Here is a 13,456-nt window from a genome sequence, read left to right as displayed (position 1 = left end):
GGTCGCCCTTGGGGTTTTACCTCGCCTGCTAGAAAGGAAACTCGATGACTCGTCTTCGTGCCATCTGTACCGCGGTTGCTCTGGTTTGCGCCAGCGGCCAGGTTTTTGCCGATACCGCCAGCCACAACGCCAGTGCCGAAGCCTTCCTTACCCTGGCCCACGCTGACAAGCTGGGTACCCCGGTATACATGCAAGTGCAACAAATGTTCGCCCAGCGTTTCGAACAGACCAAGGCGCCTGCCGCCAAGCAGTCGGTCCTCGACAGCTACCAGGCCAAGGCCAATGCCGCCTTGGACCAGGCTATCGGCTGGCCGAAGCTGAAGCCGGACATGGTCAAGCTCTACACCACCAACTTCAGCGAATCGGAGCTCAAGGACCTGGTTGCCTTCTACCAGTCGCCGCTGGGCAAGAAAGTCCTGGAAAAAATGCCGCAACTGACCCAGCAATCGGCCCAGATGACCCAGGCCAAGCTGGAAAGCGCCGTGCCGGTGGTGAACAAGCTGTTGGAAGACATGACCAACGAGCTGACGCCCAAAGCCGCCGCACCGGCCAAGAAGAAGTAAGCAGGAATGACCATGCAACAGCGTATCGAAACGGCACTCGCCGCCCTGAACCCGCAACACTTGAGTGTGCTGGATGAGAGCCACATGCACAGCCGTGGGTTGCAGACCCACTTCAAGGCCGTGCTGGTCAGCCAGCAATTCGAGGGGCTCAACCGCGTCAAGCGCCACCAGAAGGTCTACGCCAGCCTGGGTGACCTGATGAACGAGTTTCATGCGCTGGCGCTGCATACCTACACGCCTGAAGAATGGGCGAACATCGACGCAGCGCCGGCTTCGCCGACCTGCGCCGGCGGGCATTGAGCGCAGCCTCGACCCGCGCGAGCGGGTCGAGGCGATGCCAGTACCCGGATACATAAAACATCCTCCAGCACCACCTTGCTCCACCCCCGCATCCCTAGGCTTTCAGGACTACTTATTCAGCAATAAGGTCTTGAGGTCATGCCTGATTCCATCCATCGAAACACGCCGTCCCTGGCCGCAGTCGACCCGCGTGGGTTAATTGTTCGTAACATCAACTACCACCGCGCAAGTCCAGAGGTTGAACCGCAGGTGCGCGTTCATCGTCAGGTGTTTGGCAGTACGGGCTTGATGATTGAACAATGGGACCCGCGTTTGTTGCAGTTGGCCCGCGTACAGCCGGACACTGCGCCCAACCAACGCACGGTCTATAGCCTTGGCGGACAAGCGTTGCGCACCGACAGCGTGGATGCCGGCTGGCGGCTGACGCTGATGGGGGAGGCCGGGCATTTACTGGAAGAATGGGATGGGCGGAGCGCGCACCAGGCTCATCGCTACGACCAGTATCTGCGTCTGGTCGCCGTGTTCGAGCAGGCGGCCAGTGACGAGCAAGCGCGGTGCGTCGAGCGTCTTGCCTATGCTTTATCCTCGGCTGAAGAGGCCGCACGCAACCGCTGTGGCCGGGTGATTCGCCACGATGACGGCGGCGGCTCGTTGTTCCACGAGGCGTATGGGCTGCACGCGCAGGTTGCGCAGCAAACCCGACGCTTCCGGCTGGCGGGTGCCGCGCTGGATTGGCCGCAGCCCGATGCACAACGCGAGCAGCGCCTGGAGCCCGAGACGTTCCAGACATCCGTGGGGTTTAACGCCCTGGGTGAGCGGTTGCATCACACGGACGCCAAGGGCAATCGCTTCGACTACGCCTACGGCATTGACGGCCAACCGGCGAGTATCGCTGTGACGCCCAGCGGCGGCGTGCGTACGCAGGTGCTGGGCGAGCGCCGCTACAACGCCGCCGGCCAGGTGCTTGGCGAGCGCGCCGGCAATGGCGTTGTGCGGGCCATGCACTACCGTGAGTTCGATGGGCGCTTGCGGCAAATGACTGCCCATCTGCCCGCACAACCGGGCGCGGCGCTGCAAGACCTGCGCTACGCCTATGACGGCGTTGGCAACGTCGTGCGGATCGACGACCTTGCCCAGCCGACGCAATGGTCCAGCAACACCCAAGTCGGTTCGGCCAGCCTTTATGAGTACGACACGTTGTCGCAACTGACCAAGGCCACCGGCCGCGAAACCGCCGGTAACCCGGAAGGTTCGGCGTTACCGGCCAGGGTAGCGTTTGGCTCGACTGACGACAGTGTATGGCGTCGCTACACCCAGCGGTTCAGCTATGACGCCGCCGGCAACGTGCTCACGTTGCAACATGTGCCCAGCAGCGGCACGGGCTTCACGCGGCAGATGAGCGTGGCCGCAGGCAGCAATCATTTTCTGCCCCAGGCCGATGGCAACAGCGCGCCGGGGTTGGGCCAGGGCTTTGACCACAACGGCAACCTGCAGGCGTTGGCAGGCGACCATCCGATGGGCTGGGATGTGCGCAATCAACTGGTGCGCCTTACGCAGGTGCGGCGTGCGGGCGGCAACGACGATGAAGAACGCTACGCCTACGATGCTACCGGCCAGCGCATCCTCAAACGCCGGGTCGCCCAGGCCCGGGGCGTGATGCACACCGCCGAGGTGCGCTACTTGCCGGGACTGGAAATTCGCCATGACAGCGCAACGGGGGAGCAACTGAATGTGCTCAACCTCGATGCCGGAACCACCACCGTCCGTGTCCTGCTTTGGGATCGCCACCCTTCGGGAGGGCGCCAGGACGCGCAGATCCGTTACGGCTTGTCGGACCACTTGGGCAGCAGCACCCTGGAACTGGGCGAGCAGGCGCAACTACTCAGCCAGGAAAGTTATTACCCCTATGGTGGGACCGCGTGGTGGGCGGCGAAAAACGCCAGCGAGGTGAGCTACCGGTTCATCCGTTATTCAGGCAAGGAGCGCGATGCCAGCGGGCTGTCTTACTACGGCTACAGGTACTACGCACCGTGGTTATGCCGCTGGATCAGCCCGGACCCGACCGGCGATGCCGATGGCTTGAACCTGTACGCGATGGTTGGCGGTAACCCGGTCACCAGGGACGATGCGCAAGGGCTGGCCGCAACCCCGGCTTTGGAGGCGCCCCGGGACAAACAAATACGCAGGCTTTCCATCAGCCGCAGGCTGGCGAATATAGGATGGATTATGCGCTCGAGGATACAGGCGGCCTCGTCGGCCGCGATTCGCGATGGTTTATCCACCTATATCGCCAATGCCGTCGCGACGGGTGTCGAGCTGGCGGTATTCAGCACCCTCCAGCCCACGCCGGAACGCAATCAGGCCTTGCGCTATAGCGTCGCCGCGCTGGATGCCCTGGCCACGTTCCATATGAGCACCGGTATCGTCGGTAACTGGACCCGCATGGCGCCACAGATCGGTGCTATTTCGGCAAGCCTCGTGGGCGTTGCTTACGCCGTCCAGGTTGACACGCTGAACGTTCAAGCCGAGGAGCAGTGGGACCCCGTAGCGGTGCAACGGTTGAGCGGGCATGTTCGCTCGCTCTCCAGGGAACTGGTGCAGCAGATCATGCGTGGTCACGGCACCGGGTCATCCTGGGGCAGCACGCCCCTGCGGGCCAGGCTCGGCCGCACCGCCGGCGCGACTGCGGCGTACGCGGTCGCCACCGTCGCCAACGCGGTGTACGGCGGCGAAGTGCCTGCGCTGATGCAACCCAATGTGTCACCCGCAGTTGAAGCCTACGACGGGGCGATGGGAGCGATGATTCGTAGCGGCCACTCCACGGCCGTCCACGATGCCCATGGCCTGACCGTGCAGACGCCGGACCCTGCGGCGCTGATGCACGGCGGGCTGAGCAGAATGTTCAATCAGGTGTGGACGTACTGGGCCGCGACCGGGATTGAGGCATTGGCCGTTGCGCTGACGGGCCAGCCCCAGGCTGCGCAAAGCGGGAGCGCTCGCACGATAGTGAGGGTGGCCCGCGGCCTGATGGCAGCACTGACCGAATGGCGCGGCTTTTTCGTAGTGTATGCCAGGCGCGGGTACACAAGCCTAGCCTCGAACTGGAGCGCAGCCCGGCGATCCTGACAAGTACAAGGATGGGCCGTCGCGGCGGCCCATGTTTGCGTGTTACCAAAAGTTGTTTACATATCGACAGCCCTTAGGGGTTGTCAGTCAGTGCCTGGGCGGGGTGCAGCTCGTCGTAAGTGTCGTTTTCGTCCTCATTGACGGTGTACCAGGCCCAATAGGTAGTACGCCGCATGAATCCTCCTGCGGTGAGTGTCTGTGTCGGGCGACCGAGAGGGTCATACAATTGCCGGTCGCTGTGGCCCAGCTCGCGCATGGAGTGATCGTTGACGTAGGCGTGGCTGTTGGCGAAGTAGGCGCGGTAGAGGCGTATGACCAAGCCCTTGTTGTTGTATTCGACACGCTCGCTGACGCGCCAGCGGGGGGCGGCATGCACTTGGCGCAGCTGCTTCAAGATGCCGGATGCATCCGCCAGCTTGTCGACCAACAGGTCGCCCTTCTCGTCGACCGCATGGGCCGGGCCTGGTTCGGTCTTCTGCTTGGTCTGCAATGAACGGCCGAAGCCATCCCAGCAGGTCAAGGTCATGCGCACCTGTCGTTCGACATCGCCGGGGTAGCGGTCGGCTTGCAGCACGAGCCCATGTACCGGCGTCCGGCTGGCCGTATCGATCAACGCCTTGAGTTGTACTTCGCTGTCGCTGAGCGTTTGACGATCGCCGCTCAGGCGCAATCGCGCGCTCATGCGGATATGCCCGTCGGGAAGCAGGTAGCCTTTGGTAATCCACTCCGGTTTGACTTGGGCCGGGTCGATGCTGCCCATCCAACTGAACGGGGCGTAGCAGTGCGCGCTGGCCATGTCTTGCAACACGCTTTGCGCCTGTTCGATGGCAGACCCAGGCGTTACATGCTTGAGCGGGCGGTAGCTGTCCAGCGCGGCGAAGCCCACCCTGAGGTTTTGTTCATGGCCGTGAAAGCTGCTGGCCAGTAACTGCCCAAAACCGTCATAAAGCGCCTCTTGAACCGTGCCGTTTGGGTCGACGATTTTTGTCGGCAGCAGCAATCGATAGTCGTATTCGGCTACGGTCACGCAATCGTCGGGGGCTTTCACCCGCAGGGTTTGCAGCGTGTAGGCGTCGTATTGAAGGGTCGTTTCGCCGTGGGCCTTGGTGGCCCGCAGCGCCCTCAACCGACAAAACCGGCTGGGCTTGTCATAACGGGGAAAGTGGCGGCAAATCGACCACAGGCGGTTTTGCGCGGGCGGCGCCTCGCCGTCGAACAGAAAAAACATCGCCATGGTGCGATAGCCACACTCGGTGAGCGTTTGCACCAGGTCCACCGTGGGTTGGTTGGGCATGGCCGGGATGTCGTTGTAAACCTTCAAGGCCTGGTCATCCAGCTCGGCGGTTTCCAGGTAATCGGTCAATGCCTGGGCTGTGGCGACGCCGGGGTCCAGGGTTTTACCTAAGCCACCGGCCTGCCGGTAGCGCTGCACCGCCAAGCCGCTCAGTGTGCGCAAAGCCCCTGCGGCCAACGGCCCGTCGCGAGTGTCGATGAACCGTTCATAGGTGATGCGCGCGGGGGCCAGCCCGCCAGGCGCCGGCGCTTTGCCGAGCACCAGGGCGTTGTCTCGTTGGCGGTAGGGCAAGGCCAGGCGCCACTGCTGTGCGCCGTCCAGGTGAATCGGCTGTGCCAGCGTTTCGCTCAGGTAATAGAACTGTTGCGCGCTGTCATGGGTATCGCGCCACCAGCGCTGTTGGTGCTCATTCACCAGCACGGCGGGTGGCGGGTCGCTGGCGGTGGTACGGCGGGCATAATGCAGGGCCACGCCATGCACCAAGCAACCATAGGTATCCCAGCGCAGGTTGATCTGGTGCTGGCAGAGGGGATCGTCTGCCACGCCTTCATATTGGTAGCTGATCGACTCCAGGGCTAATGGCAGCAACCGCGCGTAGGGCGTATGGGCACTGGCCGGCGCCAGTTCGCGGACCAGATACCGCTGGTGTTTGACCGAGTAGGGCACGGCGTCGTGCGCCGGGTCCGCCGCCATCACCTCGACCCGCAACACACTGCCACTCAGTGCACGGGCCACTTCGCGTGTCAGTGCCGGCGCAGGATCGCTGATCAAGTCGTCGTGATGATCCAGCGGCCCTGCCTGGGCCATCGCCCTGTAGCGGCTTACCAGCGTGCGCCCGAGGGCTTTGGCATGCGGGTCGTGAGGGCTTTGGTCGAGGGTGGGCATGTCAAGGGAGCGCCCGGTATGAAACCAGGTTTTGCTGCGCAAGGGTGCGCTGGAGCCTGGCGGGTTGCGCGCGTCCTTGCGGCGTTCGGTGTCGGTTTGCAGCACCAGCCCGAAGCCACGGAACTCGCGATCCAGGCGGTCGTAATACGCCTGGCGATAGCTCACGCGCTGGGTCAGTTGGTTGCCGGTAATCTCGTCCCATTGGTTTTGTTGGCTGACCAGCAGCAGCGCAAAGGGTAACCGGCTGATCGCAGGCTGACCTGCGGCATGCAGTTCGCGTTTTTCGTCCAGCCACTCCTGAGCACTGCTGCGATAGTTGATCAACGCCTGGGCGCCCATGTTGTTATCGGTGCGCCTGAGGAGCCAGGGCTTGTGGCTGAAAAAGTCATAGCGCCAGTGGATGGAGGTCTGGTGGGCAGCGGTCAGGATCAGGCTCGGACAGCCCAGGCCGAGCACGTCGATGACGCTGACCTGGCAGTGGTCGTCATACTGCACGCCCTCTGGCCACGGGACGTTGATCGCTTGTGTCTCGAAGCCGTTGCCGCCTTTGTTGAGGAAAATACTCAAGTGAGCGGCGCTCAAATACAGCAGGTCTGCCGCGCCACCGCCATTGAGGTCGACGAGCAGTACATGCGCCGCGTTGAACGTTTGATAACGCAACGGCAACGTGGCCAATACGAACCCCTGGCCAAAACGGCCGCGACCCAGGTTCGGCCAACATTTCACTTCGTTATGCCGGATACGCACCAGATGCTGTTGGCCGGTGGCGAGTACATCGCTGAACGCCACCAGTTCGTTGGGCGAGGAGGAAATGACCGGCAAGCCATCGTCGGGCCCGTGCGGCACCTCGGTGGCGGGTGCGAAGCCGGATGCCCGGCGATGTTCATACAGGCGCACGCTACGCGGGCCGATCATCGCAAAATCATGACGGCCTGCCCCCATCAAGTCAGCGAGCGTGCCCTGCGGGTGGAAGAACTCCGACGGGAATGCATCGAACGGCGTATAGGCTGACCAGTTGCGCTGTTCATCCAGGCTGAAAAAACCGTTCATCCCGGGCCCCGCCACCAGCCAGTCCAAACGCCCGTCGCCGGTCACATCGGCCAGCGCCTGGTGGATGGGCCGGGTGCTGTCGGCCACCGGCAGCCGCGTCAACTCCACGGCCGCGCCGTAGGTCACCTCGTTGCTGGTGCGCGGGTGTTGCGGCCTGAGCGGTTCATGGTAATACCAACATTTGTCTGCGCGGTACAACACACCGGGCAGGCCTTCGCCATACAGATCCACCAGTTGATAACGAGCGCCGCCATGCAGCCTGGGCAATGCAGCGAATGCCTGGTAGCGGCCAGGGTCAACCTTGAGCTGGCTCGACTCATAAAGGCACTCCAGCGGCGGGCGGCTTACGCTATTGCCCGCGCTGTCGAAGGCTTGCTCATGCACCGCGCTCAACAGGCTGACTTGCGAGGAGATGCGGTATTCCAGCAGCAGGCGCTTGACCAGCACCGGGTCGGCGCCCATTTGCGTTTCTTTGGGGAAGTGGTGAAACATCAGGATCTGGCTGCAGCGGCGCAGGGTGCGTAACTCGAAGCCGAAGGCAAAATCCGAGCAAGGGTCGGGCCGTGTCGGCCAGTCCTGGATTTTCAGATACGTCGGGCGCTTATCCAGTTCGAGGGCGCGTTCGCCATAATCGAAGAGCAGTTGAAAGTGCCAGCCCACGTCCGGTTTATCGTCGGTCTGCCAGAGGTAAAGCTGCTCCTGCTCCCTGGCGGTGAAGTTGCCGTAGCAGACGCTTTGCAGGTAATGCCGGGCGCGGCAGTCCCTGGGGTAGCGCGCGGTGTCGGTTTCTTTCGTGTAGTGATAATAAATGTGCTCGCCGTGGGCGTTCAGGCTTTCCTGCAACAACCACTGCGCCACATGGTGCGCCTGGTCTGGATCGGCAATCCGGGCCAGCGCGGTTTTTCCGTAAAGGTGCTGGCTGCCATCGGCACCCTGTATCAACCAGAAGCCAGCCGTGTCGGTTGCCGATTGCCAGTGTTCGATACGGTCGAAGCGGCCCTCGACCCTGGGGAAGTGGCGGGTGACCGTATACGCGATGGGCAGTGGCAAACCATTGAATGCCGCGTGGCTGTTGCTGATGATCGCGCCCTCGGCATCGCGTTCCGGTAGCCAGATTTGCGCGTCGGGGCCCACCAGCACATCGTGCATCGTGTAGCCAGGCACGCCATGAGAGGTGCGCCGGCTGACGGCAGGCTGGGGCACCCCCCAGCCCAGACCGAAGGGGCCGTTACCGGCACCGCTGTGGTAGGTCAGCGACATGGCCGGCGCGTAGCCACGCCCGGGCGAAATCGGCAAGGCAATTTCAAAGCTTGCCGTACCGCTGGAGCCGATATCGCCCCAGCCCTTGCCGGTGCCCTGGATGGCCGCACCGCCTTTGGGCAGGGCCGGGGTATTGACCTGTAGCATGGAAGTGTCGTCGCTCATGCCTGTCCCCCACTGGCAGCGACTGCCCTGGCGGTATAGCGCAGGTGAATGACAATATCGTTGATGGATTCCAGGACGGCTTTTTGCCGGCTCGGGTTGGGAAATTCCAGGGTCCAGTCGGAGATGGCCCCCGTGTATTCGAACGGCAAGTAACGCTCGTTGCTGTCGAACGTGAGGGTGAACAGGCCGTTGTCATCCAGCCCGGTGGACAGTGCGATTTGCTGATGGGCACGCTGGTCCGTGCGCAGCTCGCCGCTGGACAGTACCATTTGGCTGCGGGTCTGGGTCAGTATCGCCTTGATGTCTTCATAAGGGCCCAGGGTCGCGGGCAACGAGACGCTGATGCCTTTGATCCGTCGCAGGACGTGCCCGGGGTAATCCTCTTCAAACAGTGCCGCGGGTAATTTGAAGCACAGCGTGCCTTTAGTGACCAGTTGTCGTTTATGAGCGGTCCACTTCTCTTCAGTCGTGGGCGGCGGCGTCTGAGAGGTGTCGGTTGGTGGGGGGGAGAGCTCGCACTCGTGCAGGCGGTGGCGCAGGGAAATGGTCTTGACGATCTCCAGATCCCGCACGTTATGGTTCAAATAGGCCGCGTTCATGTTCAACAGCGACAGCTTCAGGGCTTCACCTGCCAGATAGCCCCGGTAGTTGTTGTTCCAGGCGCCAGGCTGGATAAACGTGCGCGCATAGTCCGCTATCTCGTACTGCCAGCACGCCTGGGCGCTGCGGCACAGGGAAAGGCTAAGGTCATAGACTTGGTAATAGAACGTGCTCAACTGAGCGTTGAGCCAGTCATACAGTTGTGCCTTGGAAAAGCGCTTGGCCAACAATTGATAGTTCGACCAGGCTTGGGCCAGGGAGGTCTGGGCCAGGCGCAATTGCAGGCGCGTTGCTTTTTCCTGCTCGGCATAGGCCTGTAATTGGGCATCGACCTGGGCCAGTTCGAGTCGGGCCTGATCCTGGGCATGGGCCCACTCTTGTGCCCGGCGGTTGAATTGCTCGGAACGATCCAAGTCTGCGGCGGTGCCGCGCAGCGCCGTGGCAACGCCTTGGGCGATGGCTTGGGCAGCATAGAACGGGCCTTCCCAACGCGAGCCGCCGACACTGGTACCAAAGATATTGGGTGCCACCATCGCGACGCCGGCCGCTGCGGCGGCGGCGCAAGCGGCGGTGTCGAACCCGGTGCTGATCAGGTAGAGCAAGCCTGCCTGGGATTCGCCGGGGCTGATGCCTTCGGTGAGCTGGTGTGCGTAGTAGTGCATCCGCGACTCGATCATGCGTCGGCTGGCGTCGAGTGCCTGGCGGTTCCTTGCGTCGATCTGCAACGCCTGGGTTTGCTGGGTCACGACGATATTGGCCAAGTCCCACGCCTGTTGTTGCTGTAACTCCAGGTATTCCGCCTGTTCCTTGCGTTCAACCAGGGTCAGCACCGTACTGCCGAATTGAATCACCGCTTCGGCGGCCGTGAGCGCGTGGCCCGACATGACCTGGAAGCGATAATGGCCGACGTGCGCGTCGACGAACGGCGCGGCACCACTTTCGCCGAAAGCCCCTTGGCCTTGGGCGGCCAGCAGTTTGAGAGGCGACAGTGGCGCTCCGTAGAGCGGCAGGTGCAAGGGTTTACCGGTGATGTCCAGATTGTGCCGCAGATTATGCAGACGGCTTTCGAGCTTGTCCCAGCGCGCCACCAGTTCGGCGTTGAAAGGCAGGCGCAGATTATCGGTGTCCGTGAGCCAAGGCAGTGCATCGCCTTCGACCGACAGGTTGACGTCGATGGTCGGGTTGGTTTGCTCAAGTTTGGCCAGGGCCTGAGAGCCCTGCGTTGCCAGCGCGCCAAGGGTGATTTGCGCCCACGGTTCAGTGGTGGTGACCCTGGGGCGTGGGCCAAGGAAATGCTGGGCTCGGGTGTACCAGAGTTTGGCTTGGGTCAGGCTGTCCGGGGTGAGCTGGCGATAGTCGGCATCGCCGCGATTGAGCAGGATGTCCAGGTAAAACAGGTAGATCGCCTTGCGAAAATGCACGGGTGAGCGTATCGCCAGTTCGTGGGGATCGTGGCTGGTGTACCCGGGCAGCCGTTCTTCACGGGCCAGTTCGCGCAAACCCCAAAAGGCAGGCCGTTTGCTGGACGCATCGGCGGCGCGCCCGGGGTCGAACAGATAGCCGAGCCAGGCTTGCGCTTCGGCATACCGTTGCTCCTGATTCAGGCGATGGGCTATCAGCCAGGGCGCGTACAGGAACAGCTCCCAGAAGTACTTGCCGTTAGCACCTGTGAAGTCGATGCCTTCTGCTGTGCCGCCAGATGTGAGTGGCGGCTCTTTCCAGGTTTCTGGCGTTAACGAGAACAAATGGTCAAGGCTGACATTGGCCGCCTGGACCAGCTTGGCGGCAATGCAGGTATTCATGCGCAGGGTAGCGGGCATGTCGGCAGGCAGGCTTGCCGAATTGTTGGAAAAGTCGATGAATTCAGCGGTGCCGAATTTGCCCGATTCGAGTCTTTTGATCGTTGGCGCCAGTTGCGGGTTGAGCGCGGGGTCAGAAGGTGGTGTTGTCAGCGTCAGGGTTGCCGTATTCAATGCATAGCCGAGGATTTTCGTGCCGCGTTCGCCGGGCTCAAGCGTCACCACCCCATGTAGCAGGGTGAAACCGGACTTCATCTGCTCCTGCGTGACCGGAATGCGCGTCGTGACCCGATGCCCGTCAGGCAATTCGGGACTGGACCCGGTGAGGCTTTCGTGAGCAGTGTCCTGGAAATTGATGATGCTATGAGAGTTGGCAGTGATGTTTTCGGTGAATGGGTAGTCTTTGAAGTTTGCACTCATGATGATGTGTTTATAGGCGCGTAAGTCGGGCGTGGTCACGCGTGCCTTTATGGCTGTCAGTGTTTTGTGAATGTAGCTTGTTTTTATTATCCTCTGGATTGGTATACATGCCATAACGGTCGAGGGTGAAATGGAAAAGTTTGTGTGTGTATAAATTTACGAAGGCATTTTTGTCGACAAAGTTACCTTCCAACAAGATGTCTGAGTTTTCCGAGTTTATTTTATGGGTAAACAGTGCGCCGTCAGCATTACATACAGCGTTAGGGAATTCCTCATGGGTGGTCGAATTTTTTAAATACAGTGCGCAGAAGTCAGTTTTCAGCCGCGTTGAGGCACCGGTGATTATAGAGCCCTTGCTCAGTCTAAGTTGAGTCGCTTGGCGGTCATCGAGCGCATCATGGGTCATCAGCTTGATAGTGACACCCCGCTCTTTTTCTAAGGTGACGGTATACGGTTGCTGGAAACGGCCGCTGAGGGTAGAAGAGAACACTAGTTCCTGGGTGTTTGAATCGAAAAAAACCTCAGTGTTATCGGTGTTTTTTATTTTTGCCTGATTTTTTTCAAAATTCCATTGGACTTTATCGTCGAAAATTTTTTGCGACGCGATAGCAATCTCGTAGTCAGCTTTGGGCGCTATTTTAAACTGCAAGTTGCCCTGGTTCTTGTGAGCGAAGAGCGTGAGAAATTGCCGGGCGCTGTCGGGCAGTAATTCGCTGTAATACCCGTTAGTGCTCTGCACCTCACCCTTGAGTATGGCCTGTACTTTGGTCTTCTGGGACGGATCGAAGGGTTCCATCAGCCGGTTTATTTCTTCGGCCAGCGCTGAGCCGGGCATCACGCTATAGCGTTCGGGGCTGCCGCCATCCGCGACGGTGGTGATAGTGAAGGACTGGTCGATATGAACGGCCTGGAAAAACCTGCCAATGAAATTATCCTGCTGTCTAGGATCTTTACGGCTGGTAGCGAGCACACTTAAGAAAAGCACGGGCGTGCTCTTGCTGTCGACGATTGCCACCGTTTGCGTAATGCTTTTGAGCAGCTCCGCGCTCGATGCGTTAACGTCTTCGGTCGCACAATATTGCTCAATGCACGCCTGGGGCACGCTCCAACTGCCATCATGTTTTTTATACGAGAAATTGAGCCGGAATTTGACATAGTGGGTGTTGATCCAATCGTCCAGATGGTCCTTTTCCTCCGAATCCCGTCGCGCCGGCTTAAACGAATTGGACGGGGTGGGTTTGATGCACTCGGCCCAGATGAAAAATAGCCGGCTATTGAAGTACACCGGCCGGATACTTTGCTCGGCGGTGGCGTCGGAGACTGACAGGTTGATTTTTTTCCAGTCTGACCAGGCATCCTGCAAGAGCACCGCGCCGGAGCGCCTGGACATGTCCAGCGAGCGCCAGTAATAGGTGTTTTCGGAGGTCGATTTACCGATGAAGTAATAAGTGCCGCTGTGCAGGTTGTTCAAGTCGGCGTCTATATAGCCGTTGAGCGTGCGTATGTTGGCAGTTTCCTCGAACCTGGCCAGATACTGCTGAACCGCCGTGGTGATGGTGTCCGCTTGAATTCGGTATTGGCTGAGGTCGTTTTGTAACTGTTGAAAACTGTCGGTCTTGTCCCGTCGTAACGTCGGGTCCAGATAGTTGGCCGGATGGTAATGCAATTGCTGACTGGCACTCCACAGCGGGTAGGTGTGCAACTGTTCGCGCCAGATCTTGCTTTGTTGCGCGGTCATGCCCAGATGGGCATAGCCCGGCTCCAGGCCCAGTTCAATACGGCTGATGTATTGCTGCAGGCTGGAAATGGCACAGGCTACCGGGCTGGTCGGCACGGCTTGGCTGACTTGTACGTCGAGTAGCCAATACGCGTAAAGGTCATCGGCATTGCCGATGGTTGCCTTAAGCGCGTCAGGCACTTTATGGGTGAGGTAGTACGCGAGCATGGCGTCGCGCAGGCTTTCATTAAGCTGTTGGTCAAGCGAGTGAGACATG

The 13,456-nt window shown here is 60.6% G+C and carries 6 protein-coding genes; 3 read left to right on the top strand and 3 right to left on the bottom strand.

The annotated features are described in order from the left end of the window. The first annotated feature begins 44 nt into the window (after positions 1-44). The 3 genes from C4J91_RS18645 to C4J91_RS18635 all read left to right on the top strand — a co-directional run bounded on the left by C4J91_RS18645 (position 45) and on the right by C4J91_RS18635 (position 3,989). Positions 45-563 (top strand): DUF2059 domain-containing protein, encoded by a 519-nt coding sequence (locus tag C4J91_RS18645; protein WP_003236690.1) that lies wholly within the window; start codon positions 45-47, stop codon positions 561-563. Between the two features lie 6 nt (positions 564-569). After that, the gene (locus tag C4J91_RS18640) at positions 570-863 is read left to right on the top strand and encodes a BolA family transcriptional regulator (RefSeq protein WP_124363679.1); all 294 of its coding nucleotides are present in this window, start codon (positions 570-572) and stop codon (positions 861-863) included. Positions 864-1,001: 138 nt separating this feature from the next. Next, positions 1,002-3,989: an RHS repeat-associated core domain-containing protein gene (locus C4J91_RS18635; RefSeq protein ID WP_124363678.1), complete on the top strand. Its 2,988-nt coding sequence runs from the start codon at positions 1,002-1,004 to the stop codon at positions 3,987-3,989. A 73-nt stretch (positions 3,990-4,062) separates the two neighbouring features. Here the strand turns inward: C4J91_RS18635 and C4J91_RS18630 are convergent, their stop codons facing one another. The 3 genes from C4J91_RS18630 to C4J91_RS27855 are packed head-to-tail and all read right to left on the bottom strand — an operon-like array spanning position 4,063 to position 13,455. Further along, positions 4,063-8,643, bottom strand: coding sequence for a SpvB/TcaC N-terminal domain-containing protein (locus C4J91_RS18630; RefSeq protein WP_124363677.1), 4,581 nt, complete (start codon positions 8,641-8,643; stop codon positions 4,063-4,065). Next, the gene (locus tag C4J91_RS27860; RefSeq protein ID WP_256681610.1) at positions 8,640-11,501 is read right to left on the bottom strand and encodes a hypothetical protein; all 2,862 of its coding nucleotides are present in this window, start codon (positions 11,499-11,501) and stop codon (positions 8,640-8,642) included. Before C4J91_RS27860 ends, C4J91_RS18630 begins: the two co-directional genes overlap by 4 nt. Then, positions 11,473-13,455, bottom strand: coding sequence for a neuraminidase-like domain-containing protein (locus C4J91_RS27855; RefSeq protein WP_256681609.1), 1,983 nt, complete (start codon positions 13,453-13,455; stop codon positions 11,473-11,475). Before C4J91_RS27855 ends, C4J91_RS27860 begins: the two co-directional genes overlap by 29 nt. Position 13,456 lies beyond the last annotated feature (1 nt).

The sequence above is a fragment of the Pseudomonas sp. R3-52-08 genome (genome assembly GCF_003851745.1).
Taxonomy (GTDB): Bacteria; Pseudomonadota; Gammaproteobacteria; order Pseudomonadales; family Pseudomonadaceae; genus Aquipseudomonas.
Note: the sequence above shows the minus strand (reverse complement) of the source record. Positions and strands in the feature narration are given on the sequence as shown.